A 25,281-nucleotide genomic window follows, 5' to 3' on the forward strand; every position below is an offset into this window, starting at 1 on the left:
GCCAGATCGCCTGTTAAAATGGTAATTCGATCAATCCGAACTCATCATTCCCATGTCCGGCAATACATTTGGCAAGCTGTTTTCCGTCACCACTTTCGGCGAATCGCACGGTCCCGCGATCGGCTGCGTCATCGACGGCTGCCCGCCCGGCATGACCCTCTCCGAGGCCGACATCCAGCCCGAGCTGGATCGCCGCAAGCCCGGCACCTCGCGCCACGTCACCCAGCGCCAGGAGGCGGACCGGGTCGAGATCCTGTCCGGCGTCTACCAGGGTGTCACCACCGGCACCCCGATCGCGCTCCTGATCCGCAACGAAGACCAGCGCAGCAAGGACTACGGCAATATCGCCGAAAGCTTCCGTCCCGGCCATGCCGACTATACCTACTGGCATAAATACGGCGTGCGCGACCCGCGCGGCGGCGGCCGTTCGTCGGCGCGCCTGACCGCGCCGGTGGTCGGCGCCGGCGCCGTCGCCAAGAAGTGGCTGCGCGAGAAATACGGCACCGAACTGATGGGTTATATGAGCGCGCTGGGCGATATCGCCGTGCCCTTCGAAGGCTGGGAGCACGTGCACGCAAATCCCTTCTTCGCCGCCACTGGCGACGCGGCCCTGCTGCAGCGCATGGAAGAGGCGATGGACCAGCTGCGCCGCGACGGCGACTCGATCGGCGCGCGCATCGACGTGGTGGCGCGCGGCGTGCCGGTCGGCCTGGGCCAGCCGATCTACGACAAGCTCGACGCCGACATCGCCTACGCGATGATGGGGATTAACGCGGTCAAGGGCGTGGAAATCGGCGCCGGCTTCGCCTCGGTGGCGCAGCGCGGTTCGGAACATGGCGACGAGCTGACCCTCGAGGGCTTCGTCGGCAACCATGCAGGTGGGGTGCTGGGCGGGATCTCGACCGGCCAGGACATCACGGTGTCGCTGGCGATCAAGCCGACGTCCTCGATCCGCGTGCCGCGCCGCTCGATCGACAAGGCCGGCAATCCGGCGACGGTCGAAACCTTCGGCCGCCACGATCCCTGCGTGGGCATCCGGGCGACGCCGATCGCGGAAGCGATGCTGGCGCTGGTGCTGATCGATCACGCGCTGATGAACCGGGCGCAGTGCGGCGACGTGCAGGTTGCGACGCCGAAGCTGAAATAAGATTGCGGCCAACGGCACTCGTTGGCCCATGATCCGTCGTTCCCGCGCAGGCGGGAACCCAAGTGTGCACGCGCTGCCACCAGAGCGGGCGATCGTAGCTGCGCTAGAGACTTGGGTTCCCGCCTGCGCGGGAACGACGGGCGACGGCTAGCGGGGATCGAAAAGCCGCAGGACTACACTCCCGTCAAACCCGCGTCACGATCGCTTCCATCTGATGCCTGCGCTCGACGGTGCGCACCACCAACCCGCGCAGGTCGTTCAGCAGCGAGAACTCGGTCTGGCTCAGGACCACTTGCGGGAAGCTGTCGTCCCAGTCGCCATAGATGAAGCCCGCCGGCTGCCCGTGGGCGCACAGTGGAATGATCACGAAGCAGCGCGCCTCGGCCAGCGTGCCTTTCCACCAGCCCGGCAGTTTGGTCGCGAACTTGGTGTCGTGCGCATTCTCGATGAAGATCACGCGGTCGCTTCCCAGCGCCGCGTGGAACACGTCCGGTTCGTAGGCGTCGTCGAACGCCAGGTTCGGCAGCATCGCCTTGACGTCCTCGCCCAGTCCCAGGCGGGCCGAATAGCGGCCTTCGCGCCGATTCCGAAGAAAGGCAAACGAGCGCGTGAACGACAGGCCCTTGTGCATCGTCTCGAGGGCCATCGAGATCATCTGGCCGGCAGTGGCGGTGGCGCCGACGTCGCGCATGTCGGCCACGCCGCTCATCAGGATCTTGTTGCCGGCGATGCGCTTCCTGGTGGCGGCGGCCTGTTGCGCGCGTTTCTCGGCCGGCTTGGCCAGCGGCGCGATCGACAGGTCGGATGCCGCTTCCACCTTGGCCTTGTCGATCGAGGCCAGGATGCCGCTCGCCGGAAGGCCCAGCATCGGCGCGAAGCTCTCGGCCAGTTGCGCGACCTTTTCGGCGCCGGCCGCGTCGTCGGCCCACAGGGCGTCGGCGGCCTGGGTCGACATGCTGCCCAGCGCGGCCAGCCAGTCCTCGTGGGCAAAGCCCTCGAAGCGCTCGCCCGGTTCGACCCGGCGCATGCCGGCCACCAGGTTGCGCGGCAGGCCCCAGTGGGCGGCGGTGGCGCGCCCGACTTCTTCCAGCGACAGGCCGAGCACTTCATGGGCCGCGCTTTCTTCGCGGCCTTCGCCGGCGGCCTCGCGCATTTTGGCCCAGCGCTCCGGCATGTAGAAGGTCAGCATCATGCGGCCCAGCGAATGCAGGATCGAGCACACCACGGCTTCTTCGGGGTCGCGCGAGCGCGAGTCGGCCGCCAGCTGCTGCGCCACCATCCCGGCCAGCACCGCCTTTTCCATCTCGACGTGGGCGGCCTCGGTGTCCGGGCTGCTGCGGCTCAGTTCCTCGATCAGTTTCAGCCCCAGCGCCAGGTGGCCGATCGACTCGGTGCCCAGCACCAGCACCGCCTTGGAGATGGTGTTGACGTGCTGGCCGAAGGCCGCATACATGCTGCTATTGGCCAGGCGCAGCACCTTTTGGGTCAGCACCGGGTCGGACAGCACCGTCTGCGTCATCGAGAAGTCGCGTTCGTCCTCGCCGCGCATCGAGGCCAGGATGGCGCTGATGGCCTTGGTGAAGCCCGGCATGTCGCCCTGGCGCCGGATGCGCTCCCACAGCAGGGCGAGGGTGGCTTGCGACTTCGCCGAGTGCGGGGTGATGGCTTGTGTGGTCATGATTTTCCTGTCCGGTGATCGGCAGGCAGAAGAGCGGTATAGAGATTTTCCTTGAGGGCTGTGACGGCCACGTTGGCCGGCATCGGCTTGCCCGTCAGGTAGCCCTGGACGTAATGGCAGCCCTGATCGTCCAGCCAGGCCAGCTGCTCCTCGGTCTCGACGCCTTCGGCCACCACCGACAGCGAGAGGTGCCCGGCCAGGTCGAGTATCGCGTTGCAGATGGCCGCGTCCTTGGTCGACGACGGCAAGTCCTTCACGAAGGCGCGGTCGATCTTGAGCACCGAGATCGGGAAGCGCTTGAGGTAGGCCAGCGACGAATAGCCGGTGCCGAAATCGTCGATCGCGATGCGCGCATGGCGCTCCACCATGCGCGCCAGGATGTCTTCGGCGTGCGTCGGGTCGATCATCAGCGTGCCCTCGGTGATCTCGAGCACCAGCTGGCGGCCGTCGAGGCCGGACAGCGCCAGCGCGTCGTCCAGCACCGTCAGGAAGCGGTCGCTGCGGAACTGGCGCGGGCTGATGTTGACCGAGATATACAGCTCGCGCCCGGCCACTTCCTGGAACTGGCGGATCTGCATGCAGGCTGCCTTCAGGGCCCAGGCCCCGAGCAGGTTGATCAGGCCGTTGCTCTCGGCGATCGGGATGAAGCGCACCGGCGGCACCATGCCCAGGGTCGGATGCTTCCAGCGCATCAGTGTCTCGAAGCCCTCGATGATGCGGCTGCGCGCATTCACGATCGGCTGGTAGTAGAGCAGGAATTCGCCCTCGCGCACCGCATTGAACATGGCCGCTTCGAGCGAGATGTCGTGTTGGGGCGGGCCCTGGTCGCCGGGGCTGTAGACCACGGCGCGGCCCTTGCCGGTTTCCTTGGCGCGCGACAGGGCGGCGTCGGCCAGCGTCACCAGGCGCACCTCGTCTTCGGCGTGGTCCGGGTAGACCGCCACGCCGATCGAGGCGCCCAGGTAGATCGTGTGGCCGCCGGCCTCGAATGGCGACTGCAGGGTGGCCAGCAGGCGGCCGGTGACAAGCTTGATCTGCGGCTCGGTGAAAGTCCCCGGCAGCACCGCCACGAATTCGTCGCCGCCGACCCGGGCCAGGGTGTCGCTGTCGCGCAGGGTGCGGCGCAGGCGCACGGCCGCCATCTGCAGCACGGTGTCGCCCAGCGGATGACCCAGGCCGTCGTTGACCTTTTTAAAGCCGTCCAGGCCGATGGCGGCGACCGAGAAACCGTGGCCCGAGCGGCGCGCATTGGCGATCACCATCCGGATACGGTCCGACAGCAGCACGCGGTTGGGCAGCTCGGTCAGGGCGTCGTGGGTCGCCATGTGGCGCAGGCGCTCTTCGGTCGCATGCTGGACCGACATGTCGCGGCCGATCACCAGCAGCGGCGCCGCGTCGCCGGTGGCCAGCCGCGCGATCCTGAGCTCGAACCAGATATCGCGCTCGCCCGAGCGGAAGCGGGTCTCGACCAGCACCGCCTCGTGGCCGGCGGCGGCGGCGGCCAGCGCATTGCGCAAGGCCGGCTGGTCGATCTCGTGCACCAGCGACAGGAGCGAGCAGCCGGCTTCGTAGCCCGACAGGCCCCGTGCTCGCGTGCCGGCCGCGTGGATCGCACCATCGGGCGCGACGCGGAACACGGCGTCGCCGGCCGTCTCCAGCAAGCCGTCGAGCAGCGCCGCTGGCAGCACCGCCGCCTGCACGGGAGCGGCGGCCGGCTGAGGCGGGGGCACGGCGGAAGAACTGGTGTGCATGTTGTCCAGGAGCTTTCTTGCTTTATTGTTGCGGCACGTGCACGTCATGCCAATGTCACATGTGAATCCGTGCAAGTCTACCAAACCAGGGATGACTCTATCACTGAAAAATTCCGCAAATCATTAGAAAGCACAAGTCATGCGATGATTCCAACCTTTGTTGAGCCAGAGCAGCCTGCTTGCCCGGCAAGCATGTTGGCGCTAACCTCCTTGCTGGACGGTCAAGTTTGTCACGCTATATTGTCGCTTATTCTTGATTGTAACGACATAATAAAGTGCAATTATGATGCCGCAATGCAACATTTTACCGCATTTTGAAAACGCGCAGATTTGAAGGAGGCATGATGGACCGATTCGCCACCCACGAGGTCGAGAACCAGGCGCCGCCATTTACCGGCATCAATCTGTACACCTGCGATCCGGCGCTGCAGGAAGCGCTGCTGCGCGAGGGCGGCGGCTGGGCGGCGCCGCAACTTGACGCGCTCGGTACGCGGCTCGGCAGCGCCGAGGTCCAGGAGCTGGCGCGCCTGGCCAATGCCCATGGTCCGACGCTGGCAAGCTTCGACCGCGCCGGGCGTCGCATCGACGAGCCCGAATTCCACCCGGCCTGGCATGCCTTGATGACGCTGATGATTGGCGCCGGCGCCCATAGCGCGCCCTGGAGCGATCCGCGTCCCGGCGCCCAGGTGGCGCGGGCGGCGCAATACCTGCTGTTCGGCCAGGCCGAAAACGGCGCCCAGTGTCCGGTGACGATGACCTATGCCGCGGTGCCGGCCCTGCGCCGGGCGCCGGAGCTGGCGGCGGCATGGCTGCCGAAGATCCTGTCGCGCGACTACGACCCCCGGCCCTTGCCTGTGGCGCACAAGCGCGGCGCCCTGGTCGGCATGGGCATGACCGAGAAGCAGGGCGGTTCCGACGTGCGCGCCAACACCACGCGCGCCACGCTGCTGGGAGCGGACGAGCTACGCGACGAAGGGCCAGCGGGCGAGGGCGCCTGGCGCATCGTCGGCCACAAATGGTTTTATTCGGTGCCGCAGGCCGACGCCCACCTGGTGCTGGCCCGCTGCGACGAGTCGGCCGACGTCCCTGGCGCGGGCGGTCTGAGCTGCTTCCTGGTGCCGCGTTTTCTCGCCGACGGCCGGCGCAATGCGGTGCGGGTGCAGCGCCTGAAGGACAAGCTCGGCAACCGCTCGAACGCCTCGTCCGAGGTCGAGTTCTGCGGCGCGCTCGGCTGGATGATCGGCGAGCCGGGGCGCGGCATCCCGACCATCCTCGAGATGGGTGGCCACACCCGCCTCGATTGCGTGCTGGGTAGCGCCGGCATCATGCGCGCCGCGCTGTGCCATGCGCTGCACCATGCGCGCGGGCGCATGGCCTTCGGCCGGCCGCTGGCCGGGCAGCCGCTGATGCAAAACGTGCTGGCCGACCTGGCGCTGGAATCCGAGGCCGCCACCGCCTTTGCCCTGCGCCTGGCGCGCTGTTTCGACGAGGGAGACGAGCCGTTGCAGGCGCTGCTGGGCCGCATTCTGACGGCGGCCGGCAAGTACTGGATCTGCAAGCGCGGCCCCGGCTTCGGGGCCGAGGCGATGGAAGTCATGGGCGGCAACGGTTACGTGGAGGACGGCCCGCTGGCGCGCCTGTATCGTGAGCTGCCGGTCAATTCGATCTGGGAAGGCTCGGGCAATGTGATGTGCCTGGACCTGCTGCGCGCGCTCGGCAAATCTCCAGGGGAGGCGCGGGCGGCGCTGGCGGCCGAGCTGGCGCCGGCGGCGGGGCTGGACGAGCGCTTCGCGGATCATGTGGCGTCGCTGCTGGACGGGCTGGCGGGGCGCTTGCACGACGAAGCCGGCGCGCGGCTGCTGGCCGAGCAGATCGTGGTGGCGGTGCAGGCCGCGCTGTTGCTGCGCCATGCGCCGCGGTACGTGGGAGAGGCGTTCTTGCTCTCGCGCATCTTGCAGCCGGTGGGCGGGGCGTACGGACGGTTGCCCGCCGCTGTCGACTTCGAGGCGATCCTGGCGCGCGCCCTCGTGTCATGATTATCATTTATTTCACGTACAGACCGGGACAAACGGCCGCGTGGCTGGGATAATGCGCGCTTGCATGCTACACACAGAACTTTCGAATCCCGCCATGAAACAAGACCCGCGCTTCCCGAACCTCTATATCCTGAACCACCCGCTGATCCAGCACAAGCTGTCGCATATGCGCGAGCACGACACCTCGACCCGCACCTTCCGCGAACTGCTGCGCGAGATCACGTTGCTGATGGGATACGAGATCACGCGCGACCTGCCGCTGACGACGCGCTCGATCAAGACCCCGCTGGTGACCATCGATGCGCCGGTGATCGCAGGCAAGAAGCTGGCCGTTGTGCCGATCCTGCGCGCCGGCATCGGCATGAGCGACGGCCTGCTGGAGCTGGTGCCGTCGGCGCGCGTCGGCCATATCGGCGTGTTCCGCGACCCCGAAACCCACGAGCCGGTCGAGTACATGGTGCGCCTGCCGGATACCGTCGACCGTACTTTCATCCTGTGCGATCCGATGGTGGCCACCGGTAACTCGGCGGTGCACGCGATCGACGTGCTCAAGAAGCGCGGCGTGCCGGACGAGCAGATCCTGTTCCTGGCCCTGGTGGCGGCGCCGGAAGGCGTGCAGGTGGTCCAGGACGCGCATCCGAACGTCAAGCTGTACGTCGCTTCGCTCGACTCGCACCTGGACGATCATGCCTACATCATCCCGGGCCTGGGCGATGCGGGCGACCGCATCTTCGGCACCAAGTAAGCGCCGACGATGGCACCCGTGCAGCCGGCCGACCAGCAGTTCTTCGCGCGCCTCGCCGAACTCAACGAGAAGTTCGCGGCGCGCTTGCCGTCGACCCTGGAACGTCTGGCGGCGCTATCGCAGCAACTGGAACACGCCGGCGATCCGGGCTTCGACGTCGCGCCGGCGGCGAACGAAGTGCAGGCCATGCTGCACACGCTGGCCGGCTCGGCGGCCACCTTTGGCTTTCGCGGTTTGGGCAACCATGCACGCCTGCTGGAGCAACGGCTACGGGTGCTGCGCGCCTTCGATGTCGTGGCCGCCACGGAGTGGCAAGCCTGGCGCGCGGAACTTGACGAATATATCCGCACCGCGCATCGCGATCCAAAATCGCTGACCTGAGCCATTGCAGGGACGCCCAGTCGCGCGCGGCGCTACGCAAGCCGCATGCGCAAACGTGCGGCAGAGCGGAATTTGATTCATCGCAAACATTTGGTCGGGTCTTGCGCCTATATTTTCCCTCGTACGGGATAAAAACACGCGCTCCCCTATTTATTGAATTTGAGAATCGTTGCAGCCAGGCGGTTTTTTTATTTAACGAAGAGGGTGCGCTTCGGATTTATTCGGTATAATACGGGATCGTTGGGTTCGAGGTAGTAGTGCAGTCTGTCTGTCATTTCTTTCTTGCTTCTTCAAACGATCTGAAACGGGCGCAAGCCCAACTAACCGAAATAGGAAATTGTAATGGCAACTGGCATCGTTAAATGGTTCAATGACTCGAAGGGCTTCGGCTTCATCACCCCTGATGAAGGCGGCGAAGATCTGTTCGCGCACTTCTCGGCTATCCAGAGCACCGGCTTCAAGTCGCTGCAGGAGAACCAGCGCGTTTCGTTCGACGTGACCACCGGCCCTAAGGGCAAGCAAGCCTCGAACATCCAGCCTCTGTAATAGCCTAAGGGCTTTACGAGACGAAAATCCCCGGAATTGCCGGGGATTTTTTTTGCCTGTACTTCCCGTGGCTTCCCGTGGCTCCCCGTGCGGGCCGCACGGTTGGCGTCAGGAAGGCCGCCAGTAGTCCGGCGCGGCGTAGCTGCGGCGCAGGAAATCCACGAAGGCGCGGATGCGCAGCGGCAGGTGGCGGCGCTGGGCGAACACGGCGTGGATGTCGTTGCCGGGCGCCGCGAACTCGTCCAGCACGGTTACCAGTTCGCCGCTCGCGATCTGGCCGGCCACTTCCCACATCGAGCGCCAGGCCAGGCCCTTGCCGGCCAGCGCCCAGGCATGCAGCACGGCGCCGTCGTTGCACACCATATTCCCGCCCACTTTCAGTGTCACCGGCTTGCCATGATCCATGAAGGTCCAGCCGCGCTGGCTGCCTTCGCTGCTGATCGGCAGGCAGTTGTGGCGCGTCAGGTCGGCCAGCTGGCGCGGCTGTCCGTGGCGCTTGAGATAGGCGGGCGATGCCACCACCACGCGCCGGTTATCGGCCAGCTTGACGCCGACCAGGTTCGAGTCGTCGAGGCTGGCGATGCGGATGGCCACGTCCACGCCCTCGGCCACCAGGTCGATCACGCGGTCGGAGAGGTTCAGGTTGATGGTCACGTCGCGGTGTTCGGCCAGGAACGAGGGCAGCAGCGGCGCCAGGTGCAGGCGGCCGAAGCCGGCCGGCGCCGACACCGTCAGGTGGCCCGAAGCGCGCATACTGTGCTCGGAAATGGCCGACTCGGCGTCGCCCACCTCGGCCAGGATGCGCTGGCAATCCTCGAGGAAGGCCGTGCCCTCGTCGGTCAGCACCAGCCGCCGCGTCGTGCGTTGCAGCAGCTTGACCCCGAGCCGGGCCTCGAGCGCGTCGAGGCGGCGGCCGATCATGGCCGGCGCAATGCCCTCGGCGCGCGCTGCGGCGGACAGGCTGCCGCGCGCGACGACCTCGACGAAGGTCGCCATCTGCGTGAATTTGCCCATATTTGTTTACCTGTTCCCGCCTCTTATTTGATACAAAAACACACGGATGATGTGAGATTTTGTATGGTTTAGCGCTATTCAAGTGAATATACTTGATGCAAAGACAAACGCCAAGGAGCGCCCGTCGTGGGCAGGGCGTCGCACGGATTCTTCATCAAACTCAGGAGCGCATATGTCCCTCATCATCCCCGCCGGCATGCAGATCACGGGCGAGATCAAACCCGGCTACGAGAACATCCTGGTCCCGGAGGCGCTTGCGCTGGTGGCGCAGCTGGCGCGCGCCTTCGCGCCGCGGCGCCAGGAATTGCTGGCCGCGCGCGCAGAGCGGGCGCGACAGCTCGACGCCGGCGAGCGTCCGGATTTCCTTCCCGAGACTGCTCACATCCGCGACGGCGACTGGACGATCGCGCCGATCCCGCCGGCGCTGGCCTGCCGGCGCGTGGAGATCACCGGCCCGGTCGAGCGCAAGATGGTGATCAATGCGCTCAATTCCGGCGCCGACAGCTATATGACCGACTTTGAGGATTCGAATACCCCGAACTGGGACAACCAGATCCAGGGCCAGGTCAATCTGGTCGATGCGGTTCGCAAAACCATTTCGCTGGAACAGAACGGCAAGTCCTACCGGCTCAATGACAAGGTGGCGACCCTGATCGTGCGGCCGCGCGGCTGGCACCTGGACGAAAAGCACGTGCTGGTCGACGGCCAGCGCGTCTCGGGCGGCATCGTCGATTTCGCGCTGTTCATGTTCCACAACGCGAAGGAATTGCTGGCGCGCGGCGCCGGCCCGTATTTCTATCTGCCGAAGCTGGAATCGCACCTGGAAGCACGCCTGTGGAACGACGTCTTCGTGATGACCCAGGATGCGCTGGGCCTGCCGCAGGGCACGATCAAGGCCACGGTGCTGATCGAAACCATTCTTGCCGCCTTCGAGATGGACGAAATCCTGTACGAGTTGCGCGACCATAGCGCCGGCCTGAACGCCGGCCGCTGGGATTACATCTTCTCGTGCATCAAGAAGTTCAAGCATGACCGCGACTTCTGCCTGGCCGACCGCGCCAAGGTGACGATGACGGCGCCGTTCATGCGCGCCTATGCGCTGCTGCTGCTCAAGACCTGCCACGCGCGCGGCGCGCCGGCCATGGGCGGCATGTCGGCCCTCATTCCGATCAAGAACGATCCCGAGAAAAATGAGATCGCGATGGGCGGCGTGCGCACCGACAAGGCGCGCGATGCCACCGACGGCTATGACGGCGGCTGGGTCGCCCACCCCGGCCTGGTCGGGCTGGCGATGGAAGAATTCACCAAGGTGCTGGGCGACCGGCCGAACCAGTTCGAGAAGCAGCGCCCGGACGTCGAGGTGACGGCCGCGCAATTGCTCGACTTCCAGCCCGAGACGCCGATCACCGAGGCCGGCCTGCGTTACAACATCAATGTCGGCATCCACTACCTGGGCGCCTGGCTGGCCGGGAATGGCTGCGTGCCGATCCACAACCTGATGGAAGACGCGGCGACCGCCGAAATCAGCCGCTCGCAGGTGTGGCAGTGGATTCGCTCGCCGAAAGGTGTGCTCGACGATGGCCGCAAGGTCACGGCAGACATGGTGCGGGAGATGATTCCCGAAGAACTGGAAAAAGTGAAGGTGGTGGCGGCGGACGGGACGCATGCGAGCTACGAGCGCGCCGCCGTCATCTTCGAGGAGATGTCGACGTCGGATGACTTCGCCGAGTTCCTGACCTTGCCGCTGTACGAAGAGATTTGATCTGCCTCGTGGACGGTCCGGCCGTCCACGAGGCACGCATTAGACCTTATTCTTCCGATCAGAAGGTATTCTTCCACTCGCGCAGCGCAGCAAAGGCGTCGACCGGCGCCCCGCCCGGCATGAGGCGCCCGGCCTCGACCAGGCTTTGCACGATGCGCGCCTCGTCATGGCGCAGGAAGGGATTGGTCGCCCGCTCGAGGCCGACCGTCGACGGAATGGTCGGCAGTCCGGCCTCGCGCTGCGCGCCATCGGCCCGCACCCGCGCATCGAGCGCGGCGTTGCCCGGTTCCACCGCCTGGGCGAAACGCAGATTCGACAGCGTGTATTCATGCGCGCAATACACCAGCGTATCGTCCGGCAGCGCCGCGAGCTTGCCGAGCGATGCCATCATCTGCGGCGGCGTGCCTTCGAACAGCCGCCCGCAGCCGGCGCCGAACAGCGTGTCGCCGCAAAACAGCCAATTCGCGCCCGGCTCGCTTCGCACATAGGCGATATGACCCAGCGTGTGACCCGGCACGTCCAATACGTCCAGCGCGAGATCCAGCCCCGGCACGCCGATCCGTTCACCCTCGCCGAGCGGATGCGTCACCAGCGCGATGCCGTCATTACGCGGCCCGAATACGGGTACGTCCCAGTCCTGGAGCAAGCCCGGCACACCCCCGATATGGTCAGCATGATGATGGGTGAGTAAAATGGCGGTCAGGCGCAGCTTGTGCGCGGCCAGGGCGGCCTTGACCGGGGCGGCATCGCCCGGGTCGACGATGGCGGCGTTGCTGCCGTCGTGAATGAGCCAGAGATAATTGTCTTTAAAGGCAGGAAGCGTCAATATCGCGAGCTGAGCCGCGAGTTGAGTGCGCAGAGGAATCGTCATGGTGAACCGTGGGTCAAAGAGGTGGCATGGATAGCGCATCCGAAAAATCCATTATAGCGCTCGACAACTGGCTGCAATCGCCGGCGGGCGCCTACGTGCGCGCGTTCGAGCAGGCTTGCCTGGACGAGCTCACGGTGGATATCTTCGGCTTCAATGCGCTGCAGATCGGCGTGCCCCAGCTCGATGCGCTGGCGGCCAGCCGCATGCCCAATAAATGGCAGGCGGCCACGCGCACCTCGCATGCGGACGAACTCGCGTTTGCCGCGGGCGGCAAGCAGATCGCGGTCGCGGTCGACTTCGAGGAACTGCCGTTCGCCACCAGCAGCATCGACCTGGTGGTGCTGCCGCACGTGCTGGAGTTCGCGGCCGAGCCGCACCAGGTCTTGCGCGAAGTCGAGCGGGTCTTGATTCCGGAAGGGCAGGTGATCATCTGCGGCTTCAATCCGGCCAGCCTGTGGGGCATGCGCCAGGGCTTCCGGCGCGTCACGCAGAGCGACTACCTGCCCGAGTCCGGCGAATTCATTTCTTTGCCGCGCCTGAAAGACTGGCTAAAATTGTTGAATCTGGGCGTGACACGCAGCCATTTCGGCTGCTACGCCCCGCCGTGCCGTACGGCCCACTGGCTCAGCCGCTTCTCGATGATGGAATCGGCGGGCGGGCGCTGGTGGCCGTATCTCGGCGCGGTCTACGTGGTGCATGCGATCAAGCGGGTCAAGGGCATGCACATTATCGGTCCCGCATGGAACAAGAAAGCGAGCAAGCGGCCGGCGGCAGTGCCGGCAGCGAACAGGAATGAGCGAACAACAAACGAATGAAGCGAGCGCGACGCAGGTCGAGATCTTTACCGACGGCGCATGCAAGGGCAATCCCGGCACGGGTGGCTGGGGTGCGCTGCTGGTCTCGAACGGCCACGAGAAAGAAATCTTCGGCGGCGAGCCGAACACCACCAATAACCGCATGGAATTGCGCGCCGTGATCGAGGCGCTCGGCGTCCTGAACCGTCCGTGCAAGATCGTGCTGCATACCGACAGCCAGTACGTACAGAAGGGGATCTCGGAATGGATCCACGGCTGGAAGGCGCGCGGCTGGAAGACGGCGGCGAAGGAGCCGGTCAAGAACGACGATCTGTGGAAGGCGCTCGACCAGGCGCAACAGCAGCACGCCGTCGAATGGCGCTGGGTGCGCGGCCACAATGGCCATCCGGGCAACGAGCGGGCCGACGTGCTGGCCAATCGCGGCGCGGCCTCGGTCCGGCGCTGAGTCTTTGACCGCCGGAAGGCAGGGGCGGGCTTTGTTATACTCTGGTCCGCTTCAACTCAGTTTCAATTTATTTAGTAGAACACCATGCGCCAGATCGTCCTCGATACCGAAACCACCGGCCTGAATCCTCGCACGGGCGACCGCGTCATCGAGGTCGGCTGCGTTGAAATCTTCAACCGTAAACTGACCGGTAATAATTTTCACCGCTACATCAATCCCGAGCGCGAGTCGGACGAGGCGGCGCTGGCCGTCCACGGCCTGACCACCGAGTTCTTGAGCGACAAGCCGAAGTTCCACGAGATCGCCGAAGAATTGCGCGAGTTCGTACAGGGCGCCGAAGTCATCATCCATAACGCGCCGTTCGATCTGGGCTTCCTGAACCATGAATTCACCCGCATCGGCATGCGGCCCTTCGTCGAGCATTGCAACGGCGTGATCGACACCCTGGTGAACGCCAAGGAGCTGCATCCGGGCAAGCGCAATTCGCTGGACGCGCTGTGCGACCGCTACGAGATCTCGAACGCGCACCGCAAGCTGCACGGCGCGCTGCTCGACTCGGAGCTGCTGGCCGACGTCTACCTGGCCATGACCCGCGGCCAGAACTCGCTGACGATGGACGTCCAAGTCGAGGCCGCGAACATCGGCGACGCGCTCGAAGTGGTGCCGTTGGGCGAGATCATCGTGGTCGCGGCCAGCGGCGACGAACTGGCGGCGCACGACGAGGTGCTGGCCGGCCTCGACAAGAACGTGAAAGGCAGCTGCGTGTGGAGGAATTATTCTCCGCAGGGATGACGAGGCAGTGATTCTGTGCCATAATACGCCTCGCTTCGGGAGGTTAGCTCAGGGGTAGAGCACTGCATTCACACTGCAGGGGTCGCAAGTTCGAAACTTGCACTTCCCACCAGAATTCACAAGGGCCAGCAGCAATGCTGGCCTTCTTGTTTTCGGCAAGCGCGGCAGGTATCGCTGCCTCGCCGTGTTTCATTCCAGATCACGGCATCGGTACAAATAAGTTGGTCAATTGCCATTTGGAATAATCAAGACTTTATGGCATAATACGGCCTCGTTGGGAGGTTAGCTCAGGGGTAGAGCACTGCATTCACACTGCAGGGGTCGCAAGTTCGAAACTTGCACTTCCCACCAACAGGATTCCTTCGAAGCGCCCGCATGATGCGGGCGTTTCGCATTTCAGGCGCCGTTTTCACTGCCGCCCTGTATATCAAGGCTGCGTTCCACGCGCCTGCGCAACCTCCTGCTTGAGCTCCTCGGTAATCGTCCACGCATACAGGGTCTTGTCGCGCACCCGCACGATTCTCTCCGGCGGCCATTGCGCGCCCATGTGAAAATCGTGCGACACGACGCGCGCACCGACCCGCAACTGCCGCCACAGCTGCGGCATCAGCTGCAGGTTCACTTCGAACAGCAGGTACAGCATGACCACGGTGGCCGGGCTGAAATCGGTCTTGAACAGGTCGGCCTGGCGAAAGCGCACGCGGTCCTGCACGCCGGCCGAGCGCGCATTGGCATTCGCTTCCCGGATGCGTTCGGGATCGAGGTCGATGCCCACGCCGCGCGCGCCATACCGGCGCGCGGCCGAGATCACGATGCGGCCGTCGCCGCAGCCGAGGTCATACACCACGTCGTCGCGCCCGACCTGGGCCATCGACAGCATGCGGTCGACGATGTCCTGCGGCGTCGTCACATACGGCACCTTGGGCAAGGGTCGCTGCGCGAACGCGGGCAGGGTCGTCGCCGGGGCCAGCGCCAGGCCGGCCAGCGCGGCGGCGCCGTGCAACAGGGTGCGGCGCTCATGCACGATGGGTGGGGCGGTCGGTCGGTCGTCGGACAAGGCTTTTCCTCCTGAAGCTGGCGTTGAGCAGGGGTGCAAGCGTACCCGATATCGCCCGCCAGGTCGTGTACACTGGCTCCGATCGGCATGCCGCGTGCCGGCAAGAACACAATAAGAACGGAACAACACCGATGGTGAACGGGTATTACGAACCCCTGCTGGTCTTCGTGTCGATCCTGGTGGCCATCCTGGCCTCGTACACGGCGCTCAGCCTGGCGATGCGGGTGCGCCAGGCCCAGGGCCGCGCGCCATATTTATGGATCGCGGGCGGCGCGCTGGCGATGGGCAGCGGCATCTGGGCCATGCACTTCATCGGCATGCTGGCCTTCCGCCTGCCGATGCCGGTCGGCTACGACCCCCTGATCACCTTCGCCTCCTGGCTGCTGCCCGTGGTCGCCTCCGGCCTGGCGCTGTGGCATGTGCGGCACCGCGCCTTCCGGCGCCGCCAGCTGGCCTTGAGCGCCGCCCTGATGGGCGCGGGGATCAACGCCATGCACTACACCGGGATGGCCGGCATGCGCATGGACCCGGCCATCACCTACACCCCCTGGCTGTTCGCGCTGTCGGTTGCGATCGCGATCGGCGCCTCGGCGCTGGCGTTGCAGCTCGCCCTGCGCCTTCACGACGATGGCCAGGAGCGCGGCCGCTCGCGGCGCGCCGTGCAGCTCGCGGCCAGCGTCATCATGGGTGGCGCCATCGCCGGCATGCACTATACCGGCATGGCCGCCGCCCACTTCGAGGCCGGCAGCGTGTGCCGCGCGGCGCTTGGCGGCGTCGACCAGGATCACCTGGCGGCGCTGGTGACGGTGGCCACCGTGGCCCTGCTCAGCATCGCGCTGCTGGCCACCATCTTCGATGCGCGCCTGGAGGCGCGCAACCGTACGATCGCCGAATCGCTGCAGGCGGCGGCCGAGCGCCAGCAACTGTATCTCGACGAGCAGCGCGCCCGTGTCGAGGCCGAGAACGTCAGCCAGATGAAGGACGAGTTCCTCGCGACCTTGTCGCACGAGCTGCGCACGCCACTCAACGCCATGCTCGGCTGGTCGCAACTGCTGTTGCAGGGCCATCGCGACGGCGCCATGCTGCGCCGCGGTCTGGAGACCATCGAACGCAATGCGCGCGCCCAGTCGCAGCTGATCGAAGACATGCTCGACATGAGCCGCCTGCTGGCCGGCAAGGTGCGGATCGACGCCGCGCCGATCCAGCCGCAGGACTTCGTCAACGCGGCGCTCGAGACGGCGCGTCCGGCGGCGCTGGCGCGCAGCATCGGCCTGAACGCCAGCATCGACCACGGCGCCGGCCCAGTGCGCGGCGACCTGGCGCGCATGCAGCAGGTGATGTCGAACCTGATCTCGAACGCCATCAAGTTTTCCGAGCCGGGCGGCGTGGTGACGGTCACGCTGCGGCGGGATGGAGAGGCCGACGAGCGCGCGGTGGCGATCGACGTGGCCGATACCGGCGCCGGCATCGCGCCCGAGTTCCTGCCCTATGTGTTCGACCGCTTCCGCCAGGCCGATTCCTCGTCGGCGCGGCGCCACGGCGGCCTGGGGCTGGGCCTGGCGATCGCGCGCCAGCTGGTCGAGCTGCAGGGCGGCGCGATCAGCGTGGCCAGCCGCGGCGAAGGGCAGGGCGCCACCTTCACCCTGCACTTGCCGCTGGCGGCGCCCGGCGCGGTGCCGGTGGCGCGGGTCGAGCCCCTTGCCGGCCTGCCGCTGGCGGCACCCGAGATGGCCGGGATGACGGTGCTGGTGATCGACGATGAACTGGATTCACTGGAACTGGTGCAGCAGGTGCTGGCCGCCAGCGATGCAACGATCCTGACCGCAACCGGCGCGCGCGAGGCGCTGCGCCTGGTCGAGATGCGCCGGCCCGACCTCGTCATCAGCGACATCGGCATGCCGCTGGTCGATGGTTTCGAAATGATTCGGCGCATACGGTCGATGCCGGATCGCGAGACGGCGGGCGTGCCCGCCATCGCCCTGACCGCGTTCTCGCGGCGCGAAGACCAGCAGCGTGCGCTGGAGGCGGGATTCGACGACTACCTGGCCAAGCCGGTGGCGCCGGCCACGCTGCTGCAGACGGTGGCGGCGATCGTCGCCCGCCGCAACCTGCTGCGTTCCCTGTAACGCCCAGTAACCTGCCGCGTTCGCAGTAGGGTGGGAGGCTATGCCTCCCACGCGTTCAGTTCACGTTTGCATCCTCATCACCCCGTGACACCCGGCAGCACCAGGTCGAGCTCCAGGCCGCCTTCCGGACGGCGCAGGCTGGCCACGATATAGCCGCGGTTGCGGCCCGCTTCCTTGCCCTTGTAGAGCGCGCGGTCGGCCAGCGCGATTGCCTGTTCCCAGTCGGGTTGGACCGTGGCTTCGGGGCCTGCAACGTCGCCGTCCGGCGCGAACGGCAGCGAGACCGCGCCGGCGGTGGCGCTGACCCTGAGCGTGGTGCCGTCGTCCAGCACGATCGGCGTGGCGGCGATCGCATCGAGGATGCGGCCGACCAGCAGCGGGCGCTGGTCCTGGGTCACGCCCTGGGAATACACCAGGAATTCCTCGCCGCCCCAGCGCAGCACCATGTCCGATTCGCGCATCGCCGCGCGCAGGCGCTTGCCGACCTCGACCAGCACCGCGTCGCCCGCCGCGTGGCCATATTCGTCGTTGATGCGCTTGAAGTGGTCGATGTCGAGCAGCGTGAAGCAGTCGGCCGAGCCCAGGCGCGGCGCCGCCTCCCCGGTGCGGCTGCGCATGCGGTCGAGGAAGGAGCGCCGGTTGAACAGGCCGGTGAGCGGGTCGTGCGCCGATCGATAAGCCAGTTCGTCGTTCAGTTCGGCCAGGCGGCGGCCGGTGAGCACCGATTTTCGGTACATCCACAGCACGCCGGCGCACAGGAACAACGCCACCGACGCACCCAGCGAGGCGGCGGTCTGGAGCACGCTGCGGTGGCGCAGCTCGGTGTCCTTCACGGCGTTTTCCTGGCGCAGGGCATCGATCTGGGCGGCGCGCTCGCGCGCCTTGAACTGTTCTTGCAGCGCCGAGATCGCCTTGTTGCGTTCATCGAGCGACAGCTCCTGGGTGACGCTTTCGCGCTCGCGCGTGGTGGCGAGCGCTTCGCGGAAGCGTCCGGCGCCTTCCAGCGCCTGGCTCTTCTCGCCCAGCAGGCGGGCGACGCTCGACATGGCGCCGGCCTTGCGCATCGCGGCGATCACCGCGTCCACATGCTGCATCCCTTCGCGCTGGCGGCCCTGGCCGAACAGGGCGAAGCCGAGGTTGGCCTTCGCCATTTGCAGGCTGATCCGGTCTTCGCTGCGCTCGGCCGGCGCCAGGGCGGCGCGCGCCGCTTCCTCGGCCTGCCGGTAGCGCCCCGCCTTCAGGTGGGCGTCAGCGATATTGCCAAGCACATTCGCTTCGAGTGAGATGAGCTGATGGGTATGGGCAAGGTCGAGCGCGTGCGCGAAGGCTTGCTGGGCGGCCTCGAGCTCGTCCTGCGCCACCAGGGCCCGGCCCTCGAAATAGTGGGCCGCCGCCTCGGTGCGCGGCGGCAGTCGGGACAGGCCGGTACGGATTTCGCGCAGCGTCTCGAGCGCCTTGGCAGGATCGTGCGCGTTGACGTACATGCGCGCCATCGCCAGCCGGATGTCAGCTTCGCGCGGGCTCCACAGGCCGGGATGGCGCTGCACCATGTCCAGCGCGCGCAAAAAATGGTGCAGCGCGCGGTCGTACTGGCCGACCGCGCTGTAGGCCATGCCGTGCAGCCCCTCGGCGGTGGCAGTGAATTCGAGGCTGTCGAGCTTGCGGTAACGCGTCCCAAGGGCGGTGAGCTGGCCAAGGGCCTTGGCCGGATCGTTGTTCTCGATCATGCGCAATACCCGCGCCAGGCTGCCCAGTGCCAGATTGAGCGGATCGCGTTCGGCCTGGGCCAGGCCGATGATAAGCTCGTTGGTCTCGAAGGCCTCGCGAAAGTTTCCGCCATCGGCCTGTATCCGCCGCAACAGGCGCAGGTAGTGGATGCGCACCGGATAGGGTGCTCCGGCGATCAGCTTCGGGCCTTCCTGCACCAGGACCGTGCGCGCCTGCGCATTGTTTTGCTCGGCCATCGCCGCGATTTCATCCAGTCGTGCTTCCGGAAGCTGGGCCGCCGGCGCCGGGGCGGCGAGCGCCGCCAGCAGCGCGCCGCTTGCGAGCAGCGGCATAAATCGGGTCGGGCGTCCATCGGAGACTGTCATTGGGGCGGGATCGTGGGCGACAAAGCGCGGGTGGGGCAGGAGGGTCGGCCCATTATCGAATGTTGATTTGAGGAAATCAAGCACAGCCGTCCGGGCTGAGATGTTTACGCAACGGCCGCGTTTCCGTAGCAGGAATTTCCTGCCGGCACGTAAATTGCAGAAGATTTGTCGGATTGCTTTGATTCGTAACAGCATTCTGGTTATATTTGCACGTCTGCAAAAAGTTGACGGTTTGCAGGTGTAGCGAAAGCGGTTTCATGTCAGGCATGCCGGCCCAACAGGCAGGATCTCGAGAGCGTGCCCGCACGACCTGCGGGCACGGCGTATTGACAAGACGCGGGACCACATACATATTTGATTGGAGAACACGTAGTGAGTATTTTTAGAACCAAGAATCTGGATGCCATGCTGGCCGCCAGCGCCAAGCCGGGCGGACTCAAAAAGGTGCTCGGCCCGACCGACCTGATCCTGCTCGGTATTGGCGCCATCGTCGGCACCGGTATTTTCGTGCTCACCGGCACGGGCGCCGTCACAGCCGGCCCTGCGCTGACCCTCTCCTTCATCGTGGCCGCCATGGCCTGCTGCTTCGCCGCCCTGTGTTACGCCGAGTTCGCCTCGACCGTGCCGGTTGCCGGTTCGATCTATACCTATAGCTACGCCACCCTGGGCGAATTCGTCGCCTGGATGATCGGCTGGGACCTGCTGCTCGAGTACGGCCTGGCCACCTCGACCGTCGCGGTCGGCTGGTCCGGCTATTTCCAGTCGCTGATGTCGGGCTTCGGCCTGGTGCTGCCGGACGCGCTGACCGCGGCGCCTGGCGCCCGCCCCGGCGTCGAGACCCTGTTCAACCTGCCGGCCTTCCTGATCATGATCGCGCTGACCGCGATGCTGTCGCTGGGCATGCGCGAATCGGCGCGCATCAACAACGTCATGGTCATCATCAAGACCGGCGTCGTGCTGCTGTTCATCGCCGTCGGCGTCGGCCATGTGCGCCCGGAGAACTGGGAACCGTTCATGCCATACGGCATGGGTGGCGTGATGAGCGCCGCCGCGCTGGTGTTCTTCGCCTTCATCGGCTTCGACGCCGTCACCTCGGCTGCCGAGGAAGTCAAGAATCCGAAGCGTGACCTGCCGATCGGCATCATCGGTTCGCTGGTGGTCTGCACCATCCTGTACGTCGTGGTCGCGGCGATCATGACCGGCATCGTGCCGCACCTGGACTTCAAGGGCGTCGATCACCCGGTCTCGCTGGCGCTGCAGGTGGCGGGCGAGAACTGGGTCGCCGGCTTCGTCGACTTGGCCGCGATCCTGGGCATGAGCACCGTGATCCTGGTGATGGCCTATGGCCAGACCCGCATCCTGTTCGCCATGTCGCGCGACGGCCTGTTGCCGGCCAAGCTGTCGAAGGTGCATCCGAAATACGGTACGCCATTCTTCGCCACCTGGCTGGTGGGCATCATCTTCGGCCTGATCGCCGCCGTGGTGCCGCTGACCGTGCTGGCCGAACTGGTCAATATCGGCACGCTGGCCGCCTTCACCCTGGTCTCGATCGCCGTCATCGTGCTGCGCAAGAAGCGTCCGGACCTGCCGCGCGCTTTCCGCTGCCCTGGCGTACCGTATATTCCGGGCCTGGCGATCGTGTTCTGCCTGGTGCTGATGTCGTTCCTGAGTTGGCATACCTGGCTGGCATTCGCCATCTGGCTGGCGATCGGCGCCGCCGTCTACTTCGGCTATGCACGCCAGCGCTCGCTGCTGAACAACCCGCAGCAATAAGCTGTTCTCGCGGCAGGCCTATCGGGTCTGCCGCGTGGCCTTCGGCCGGCGACGGCGCTTCATGTTAATCTGCCATCTTTGACGCAGCCTGTGCGTCCTTGAAACGGAGATGTCTCATGAGCGCCATCGTGCTCGGCCAGGGCGATGCCCTCCTGATCGTCGACCTGCAGGTCGACTTCCTTCCCGGCGGCAACCTTGGCGTCCCCCACGGCGACCAGGTCATCGCGCCGGTCAACCGCCTCATCGACCTGTACCGGACGCGCGCGCTGCCGATCTATGCCTCGCGCGACTGGCATCCCGAACTGCATTGCTCTTTCGCCGACCAGGGCGGACCGTGGCCGCCGCATTGCGTGGCCGGGACCGAAGGGGCGGGCTTTTCTTCCGACCTGAACCTGCCGGACGACGTCATCGTCGTGTCCAAGGCCGATACCATCGAGGTGGATGCGTATTCCGCCTTCAACGGCACGGGGCTGGGGCAGGCCATGCGTGCGCGCGGCATCCGCCGCGTGGCCGTGTGCGGCCTGGCCACCGACTACTGCGTGCTCAATACGGTGCTCGACGGGCTCAAGGAAGACATCGAGATCCTGATCGTGGCCGAGGCCGCGCGTGCGGTCGACGTCGCGCCCGGCGATGGGGACCGCGCCATGACCCGCATGCTGCGCGCGGGCGCGGAGCCGGTGCGGCTGTCGGGCGCTGGGCTGGTGGCCGATGTGGAGCTCGGCGCGCGTCTCTGATTACCCACTGAGCGCGCCCCGTCGGCGCGTGGGGACGCTGGCGCACGGTCCGCCTTCGATTACCGGCCTACAGTCGCCTTTCCACCAGCTGCGAAAGGACACCGGCATGACCAGCACCGTAGGAGATTTTCTGCTCGACCGACTCGGGCAATGGGGCGTGCACCGCGTCTATGGCTATCCGGGCGACGGCATCAACGGCATCCTGGCCGCTTTCGGGCGCCAGGACGCGATCGAGTTCGTCCAGTGCCGCCACGAAGAGATGTCGGCCTTCATGGCCTGCGGCCACGCCAAGTTCACGAACGAGGTAGGGGTGTGCCTGGCGACCTCCGGTCCCGGCGCCATCCACCTGCTCAACGGCCTGTACGACGCCAAGCTCGATCACCAGCCGGTGGTCGCGATCGTCGGCCAGCAGCAGCGCTCCGCGCTCGGCGCCCACTACCAGCAGGAAGTCGACCTGGTTACGCTGTTCAAGGACGTGGCGGGGGAGTTCGTGCAGATGGCGACCGATGCGTCGCAGGTGCGTCACCTGGTCGACCGCGCGCTGCGCATCGCCAAGGCCCGTCGCTGCGTGACCTGCATCATCATCCCGAACGATTTGCAGGAGGAAGACGCGGTGCCGCATCCGCCGCGTGAACACGGCAACACCTTCTCGGGCGTGGGCGCGGCGCTCGAAGCGGCGGTGCCGCCGTCCGAGGCCTTGCGCGCAGCGGCCGACATCCTCAATGCCGGCGAGAAGGTGGCGATCCTGACCGGCGCCGGGGCGCACGGCGCGCTGGACGAGCTGGTCGAGGTGGCCGAGCTGCTCGGCGCCGGCATCGCCAAGGCCTTGCTCGGCAAGGCTGTCGTGCCGGATGACCTGCCGTTCTGCACCGGCACCATCGGCATGATCGGCACCCAGGCCAGCGACACGATGATGAAGGAATGCGACACGCTGCTGATGATCGGTTCGAGCTTCCCGTATGCCGAATTCTTGCCGCAGGAGGGCACCGCGAAGGCGGTGCAGATAGACGTCGACGCCACCATGCTCGGCCTGCGCTATCCGATGGACGTGAACCTCGCGGGCGACGCGCGTGCGACCTTGCTCGCCCTGATTCCGCTCTTGCGACGCAAGGAGGAGCGCGGCTGGCGCGCGCGCATCGAGTCGAACGTGGCCGAGAGCTGGCGCGTGCTGGATGAGCGGGCGCGCCTGCCGGGCAAACCAATCAATCCGCAGCGCGCCTTCAGCGAACTGTCTCCGCGGCTGCCGGATGATGTGATCCTGGCCGGCGACTCGGGCTCGGTCTCGGCCTGGTATGCGCTGCACCTGAGATTGCGGCGCGGGATGATGGCGTCGCTGTCGGGCGGCCTGGCGACGATGGGTTCGGCCGTGCCGTATGCGATGGCGGCCAAGATGGCGCATCCGGGCCGGCCGGTGATCGCGCTCGCCGGCGATGGTGCGATGCAGATGAACGGCATGAACGGCCTGATCACGATCGCGCGCCACTGGCGCGACTGGGCCAATCCCACATTGGTGGTGCTGGTGCTGAACAATCGCGACCTCAATTTTGTGACCTGGGAACAGCGCGGGATGGGGGGCGAGCCGAAATATGCGCCATCGCAGGAACTGCCCGATTTCTCGTATGCGGAATATGGGCGCATGCTCGGCCTGGAAGGCGAAAGGGTCGACGATCCGGAAGAGTTGGGGCCGGCCTGGGATCGTGCGCTGGCGGCAGGCCGGCCCTTCGTGCTCGAAGTGGTGGCCGATGCGAATATCCCGCCTTTCCCGCCGCATATCGTCGATGCCCAGGCCGAGAAATACCGGGAGGCGCAACAGAAGGGCGACCCGGAAGCGGCAGACGTCGAGCGCGGCATGCGCCAGCAGGGTAGTGGCGCATCGACGTAAGCAAATTGGCAAGCGATTGCTGCGCTGCGAGATATAATTTTGTAATCCCTCTCTTACATACTCACAGCGCGCCAACCGATTTGCGCAACATGGTCCAGCTTGGATAATGTCGGTAATCGTCCATAGGACACTTCACGATGCTAGACATGACACCAATGTTGTTAGCCGACGCACCACGCGTCGCGACCGCGCCCCTTGCCACCGCAGAAGGCGCGAAGGATCTGTATTTTTCGCTGTACGCCGATCCGTCGGCGATGCCGGAGCAGGCCAGGGACTTCGTGGCTGGCCAGATCGCGGTCGCGCGCGAGCTGCCGTCCGACCTGCCGGCGCGCCTGGACCAGCTGCAGGCCTGGATCGAAGAACGCACCGAGATCGTCGGCCAGCAATACCGCGACTACCTCGCCGCGCGCAAGAACGGCGCGCCGCGCCGCTACTTCTCGTGCCGCGCGCACGCGCTGTACTTCATCAAGGGCGTGGCGCCGACCAAGCTGGTCGACGGCGCCTGGCTGTATGGCCTGACGCGCCAGTGGGACGACGTCGCCTTCCATCCGTTGATCAAGACCTATCTCGAAGAGCTGGGCGACGGCCTGCCCGACAAGAACCACGTCACCCTGTACCGCAAGCTGCTGGCCACCCACGGCTGCGAGAGCTGGGAAGACCTGGGCGACGACCACTTCCTGCAAGGCGCGCTGCAACTGGCGCTGGGTCATCACGCCGAGCACTTCCTGCCCGAAGTCGTCGGCTACAACCTGGGCTACGAACAGCTGCCGTTGCACCTGCTGATCACGTCCTATGAGCTCAATGAACTGGGCATCGATCCGTATTACTTCACCCTGCACGTGACGGTCGATAACGCCGCCAGCGGCCATGCGCGCAAGGCGGTGCAGGCGGTGCACGACCTGATGCCGAAGGTCGGCGACCGCGACGCCTTCTGGCAGCGCGTGGTCGATGGCTACCGCCTGAACGAACTGGGCGCCAGCACGACCTCGGTGATCGGCGAATTCGACCTGCAGTCGGAGCTGGTCGGCATCCTGGCCGCCAAGAGCGGCGTGGGCAAGAACATGCACTCGGATTACTGCCGCGTCGCCGGCCGCTCGGTCAACGACTGGCTGACCGACCCGGCGCAGATCCCGGCCTTCCTGGCCGCGCTCGAAGGGGCCGGCTGGATCAAGCGCGGCGAGGACGTCGAGCATAGCCGCTTCTGGCGCCTGGTCGAAGGCGAGCGGGCCGAGATGTTCGGCGTGTTCAATGCCTATGAATTGCAGGTGCTGCGCGACTGGATTACCTCCACCGCCGACGGCAAGCCGGCCAGCGCCCAGCGCGTGCTGACCGCGCGCGCGCGCCAGCGTACCCTCGACCAGCTGGGGCAGGGCGCGGAACGCGAAATGGCGCATCCGGTGCGGGGCCTGATCCGCCGCCACGCCAACCTGGACGATGCCGACGCCCATAACGAGCTGCGCCTGCTGGAACAGCAGGTGGCGGCGGCCAACGGCAAGCAGGAGGCGATGCAGATGCTGGGCCGCCTGCTGTCGCCGGAGATTCACCATACGGCGGTGGGCCTGATGGCAACCCGCATGTACACGCAACTGTTCGACGCCTGACCCGCCTGCACGGCGACAAACGGCCGGCATGC

20 protein-coding genes and 2 tRNA genes are annotated in these 25,281 nt (G+C 66.1%); 16 read left to right on the forward strand and 6 right to left on the reverse strand.

Going from position 1 to position 25,281, the window contains the following annotated elements:
* Positions 1-52: 52 nt before the first annotated feature.
* Positions 53-1,147 carry a chorismate synthase gene (gene aroC, locus SOM28_RS18980; protein WP_123071712.1) on the forward strand — a complete coding sequence of 365 codons (1,095 nt, stop codon included), beginning with the start codon at positions 53-55 and terminating at the stop codon, positions 1,145-1,147.
* A gap of 184 nt (positions 1,148-1,331) precedes the next feature.
* Here aroC and SOM28_RS18985 read toward each other — a convergent pair whose 3' ends face one another.
* Together SOM28_RS18985 and SOM28_RS18990 are read right to left on the reverse strand one after the other, a co-directional pair.
* Positions 1,332-2,825: an HDOD domain-containing protein gene (locus tag SOM28_RS18985; RefSeq protein ID WP_123071711.1), complete on the reverse strand. Its 1,494-nt coding sequence runs from the start codon at positions 2,823-2,825 to the stop codon at positions 1,332-1,334.
* Complete coding sequence (locus tag SOM28_RS18990; RefSeq protein ID WP_320469065.1) at positions 2,822-4,576, reverse strand: putative bifunctional diguanylate cyclase/phosphodiesterase; 1,755 nt, start codon at positions 4,574-4,576, stop codon at positions 2,822-2,824. The genes SOM28_RS18985 and SOM28_RS18990 overlap by 4 nt, the downstream gene beginning before the upstream one ends.
* Positions 4,577-4,920: 344 nt before the next feature.
* Between SOM28_RS18990 and SOM28_RS18995 the strand changes: the two genes are divergently transcribed.
* From SOM28_RS18995 to SOM28_RS19010, 4 genes are all read left to right on the forward strand, one after another.
* On the forward strand, positions 4,921-6,612 hold the full coding sequence (locus SOM28_RS18995; protein WP_320469101.1) for an isovaleryl-CoA dehydrogenase: 1,692 nt from the start codon (positions 4,921-4,923) through the stop codon (positions 6,610-6,612).
* Between the two features lie 94 nt (positions 6,613-6,706).
* Positions 6,707-7,357, forward strand: coding sequence for a uracil phosphoribosyltransferase (gene upp / locus SOM28_RS19000; RefSeq protein WP_123070450.1), 651 nt, complete (start codon positions 6,707-6,709; stop codon positions 7,355-7,357).
* A gap of 9 nt (positions 7,358-7,366) precedes the next feature.
* The gene (locus SOM28_RS19005) at positions 7,367-7,738 is read left to right on the forward strand and encodes an Hpt domain-containing protein (protein ID WP_320469066.1); all 372 of its coding nucleotides are present in this window, start codon (positions 7,367-7,369) and stop codon (positions 7,736-7,738) included.
* Positions 7,739-8,080: 342 nt separating this feature from the next.
* Positions 8,081-8,284 carry a cold-shock protein gene (locus tag SOM28_RS19010; protein WP_005670341.1) on the forward strand — a complete coding sequence of 68 codons (204 nt, stop codon included), beginning with the start codon at positions 8,081-8,083 and terminating at the stop codon, positions 8,282-8,284.
* Positions 8,285-8,392: 108 nt separating this feature from the next.
* Here the strand turns inward: SOM28_RS19010 and SOM28_RS19015 are convergent, their stop codons facing one another.
* The gene (locus tag SOM28_RS19015) at positions 8,393-9,298 is read right to left on the reverse strand and encodes a LysR family transcriptional regulator (protein WP_320469067.1); all 906 of its coding nucleotides are present in this window, start codon (positions 9,296-9,298) and stop codon (positions 8,393-8,395) included.
* Between the two features lie 172 nt (positions 9,299-9,470).
* Between SOM28_RS19015 and aceB the strand changes: the two genes are divergently transcribed.
* A complete protein-coding gene (gene aceB, locus SOM28_RS19020; RefSeq protein ID WP_320469068.1) occupies positions 9,471-11,060 on the forward strand; it encodes a malate synthase A in 1,590 nt (529 codons plus the stop codon).
* A gap of 58 nt (positions 11,061-11,118) precedes the next feature.
* On the opposite strand, the gene gloB is transcribed toward aceB, so the two are convergent.
* Positions 11,119-11,931 (reverse strand): hydroxyacylglutathione hydrolase, encoded by an 813-nt coding sequence (gene gloB / locus SOM28_RS19025; RefSeq protein ID WP_320469069.1) that lies wholly within the window; start codon positions 11,929-11,931, stop codon positions 11,119-11,121.
* Positions 11,932-11,957: 26 nt separating this feature from the next.
* On the opposite strand from gloB, the gene SOM28_RS19030 reads away from it, so the two are divergent.
* From SOM28_RS19030 to SOM28_RS19050, 5 genes are all read left to right on the forward strand, one after another.
* Positions 11,958-12,746: a class I SAM-dependent methyltransferase gene (locus tag SOM28_RS19030; protein ID WP_123070907.1), complete on the forward strand. Its 789-nt coding sequence runs from the start codon at positions 11,958-11,960 to the stop codon at positions 12,744-12,746.
* Positions 12,724-13,191 (forward strand): ribonuclease HI, encoded by a 468-nt coding sequence (gene rnhA, locus SOM28_RS19035; RefSeq protein WP_123070908.1) that lies wholly within the window; start codon positions 12,724-12,726, stop codon positions 13,189-13,191. The genes SOM28_RS19030 and rnhA overlap by 23 nt, the downstream gene beginning before the upstream one ends.
* Before the next feature lie 84 nt (positions 13,192-13,275).
* Positions 13,276-13,983, forward strand: a complete 708-nt coding sequence (gene dnaQ, locus SOM28_RS19040) for a DNA polymerase III subunit epsilon (RefSeq protein ID WP_320469070.1) — start codon at positions 13,276-13,278, stop codon at positions 13,981-13,983.
* Positions 13,984-14,020: 37 nt separating this feature from the next.
* Positions 14,021-14,095: transfer RNA gene (locus tag SOM28_RS19045), tRNA-Val, on the forward strand.
* 164 nt (positions 14,096-14,259) lie between these two features.
* A tRNA-Val gene (locus tag SOM28_RS19050) sits at positions 14,260-14,334 on the forward strand.
* Positions 14,335-14,410: 76 nt separating this feature from the next.
* Here SOM28_RS19050 and SOM28_RS19055 read toward each other — a convergent pair.
* The gene (locus tag SOM28_RS19055) at positions 14,411-15,040 is read right to left on the reverse strand and encodes an SAM-dependent methyltransferase (RefSeq protein ID WP_320469071.1); all 630 of its coding nucleotides are present in this window, start codon (positions 15,038-15,040) and stop codon (positions 14,411-14,413) included.
* Positions 15,041-15,171: 131 nt separating this feature from the next.
* On the opposite strand from SOM28_RS19055, the gene SOM28_RS19060 reads away from it, so the two are divergent.
* Positions 15,172-17,166 (forward strand): hybrid sensor histidine kinase/response regulator, encoded by a 1,995-nt coding sequence (locus SOM28_RS19060; protein WP_123070657.1) that lies wholly within the window; start codon positions 15,172-15,174, stop codon positions 17,164-17,166.
* Positions 17,167-17,243: 77 nt separating this feature from the next.
* Here the strand turns inward: SOM28_RS19060 and SOM28_RS19065 are convergent, their stop codons facing one another.
* Positions 17,244-19,226, reverse strand: a complete 1,983-nt coding sequence (locus SOM28_RS19065; RefSeq protein WP_320469072.1) for a tetratricopeptide repeat-containing diguanylate cyclase — start codon at positions 19,224-19,226, stop codon at positions 17,244-17,246.
* Positions 19,227-19,631: 405 nt separating this feature from the next.
* On the opposite strand from SOM28_RS19065, the gene bcaP reads away from it, so the two are divergent.
* The 4 genes from bcaP (at position 19,632) to SOM28_RS19085 (ending at position 25,249) form a co-directional block, all read left to right on the forward strand.
* On the forward strand, positions 19,632-21,032 hold the full coding sequence (gene bcaP, locus SOM28_RS19070) for a branched-chain amino acid transporter BcaP (RefSeq protein ID WP_123070658.1): 1,401 nt from the start codon (positions 19,632-19,634) through the stop codon (positions 21,030-21,032).
* Positions 21,033-21,148: 116 nt separating this feature from the next.
* Positions 21,149-21,766, forward strand: a complete 618-nt coding sequence (locus SOM28_RS19075; protein WP_320469073.1) for an isochorismatase family protein — start codon at positions 21,149-21,151, stop codon at positions 21,764-21,766.
* A 106-nt stretch (positions 21,767-21,872) separates the two neighbouring features.
* The gene (locus SOM28_RS19080) at positions 21,873-23,648 is read left to right on the forward strand and encodes a thiamine pyrophosphate-requiring protein (RefSeq protein ID WP_320469074.1); all 1,776 of its coding nucleotides are present in this window, start codon (positions 21,873-21,875) and stop codon (positions 23,646-23,648) included.
* Between the two features lie 146 nt (positions 23,649-23,794).
* Positions 23,795-25,249: an iron-containing redox enzyme family protein gene (locus tag SOM28_RS19085; RefSeq protein ID WP_414675181.1), complete on the forward strand. Its 1,455-nt coding sequence runs from the start codon at positions 23,795-23,797 to the stop codon at positions 25,247-25,249.
* The last annotated feature ends 32 nt before the right edge of the window (positions 25,250-25,281 follow it).

Origin of the sequence: Massilia sp. CFBP9026, assembly GCF_034045165.1 — a bacterium.
Classification (GTDB): domain Bacteria; phylum Pseudomonadota; class Gammaproteobacteria; order Burkholderiales; family Burkholderiaceae_D; genus Telluria; species Telluria arenae.

Excerpts from the sequence above, each read along its gene's own strand:
- SOM28_RS19005 (WP_320469066.1), top strand. The coding sequence starts at position 7,367 with ATGGCACCCGTGCAGCCGGCCGACCAGCAGTTCTTCGCGCGCCTCGCC.
- SOM28_RS19080 (WP_320469074.1), top strand. The coding sequence starts at position 21,873 with ATGACCAGCACCGTAGGAGATTTTCTGCTCGACCGACTCGGGCAATGG.
- SOM28_RS19015 (WP_320469067.1), bottom strand. The coding sequence starts at position 9,298 with ATGGGCAAATTCACGCAGATGGCGACCTTCGTCGAGGTCGTCGCGCGC.
- gloB (WP_320469069.1), bottom strand. The coding sequence starts at position 11,931 with ATGACGATTCCTCTGCGCACTCAACTCGCGGCTCAGCTCGCGATATTG.
- SOM28_RS18995 (WP_320469101.1), top strand. The coding sequence starts at position 4,921 with ATGGACCGATTCGCCACCCACGAGGTCGAGAACCAGGCGCCGCCATTT.
- SOM28_RS18985 (WP_123071711.1), bottom strand. The coding sequence starts at position 2,825 with ATGACCACACAAGCCATCACCCCGCACTCGGCGAAGTCGCAAGCCACC.
- dnaQ (WP_320469070.1), top strand. The coding sequence starts at position 13,276 with ATGCGCCAGATCGTCCTCGATACCGAAACCACCGGCCTGAATCCTCGC.
- upp (WP_123070450.1), top strand. The coding sequence starts at position 6,707 with ATGAAACAAGACCCGCGCTTCCCGAACCTCTATATCCTGAACCACCCG.
- SOM28_RS19075 (WP_320469073.1), top strand. The coding sequence starts at position 21,149 with ATGAGCGCCATCGTGCTCGGCCAGGGCGATGCCCTCCTGATCGTCGAC.
- aroC (WP_123071712.1), top strand. The coding sequence starts at position 53 with ATGTCCGGCAATACATTTGGCAAGCTGTTTTCCGTCACCACTTTCGGC.
- rnhA (WP_123070908.1), top strand. The coding sequence starts at position 12,724 with ATGAGCGAACAACAAACGAATGAAGCGAGCGCGACGCAGGTCGAGATC.
- SOM28_RS19065 (WP_320469072.1), bottom strand. The coding sequence starts at position 19,226 with ATGCCGCTGCTCGCAAGCGGCGCGCTGCTGGCGGCGCTCGCCGCCCCG.
- SOM28_RS19085 (WP_414675181.1), top strand. The coding sequence starts at position 23,795 with ATGACACCAATGTTGTTAGCCGACGCACCACGCGTCGCGACCGCGCCC.
- SOM28_RS19060 (WP_123070657.1), top strand. The coding sequence starts at position 15,172 with ATGGTGAACGGGTATTACGAACCCCTGCTGGTCTTCGTGTCGATCCTG.
- aceB (WP_320469068.1), top strand. The coding sequence starts at position 9,471 with ATGTCCCTCATCATCCCCGCCGGCATGCAGATCACGGGCGAGATCAAA.
- SOM28_RS18990 (WP_320469065.1), bottom strand. The coding sequence starts at position 4,576 with ATGCACACCAGTTCTTCCGCCGTGCCCCCGCCTCAGCCGGCCGCCGCT.
- SOM28_RS19010 (WP_005670341.1), top strand. The coding sequence starts at position 8,081 with ATGGCAACTGGCATCGTTAAATGGTTCAATGACTCGAAGGGCTTCGGC.
- SOM28_RS19030 (WP_123070907.1), top strand. The coding sequence starts at position 11,958 with ATGGATAGCGCATCCGAAAAATCCATTATAGCGCTCGACAACTGGCTG.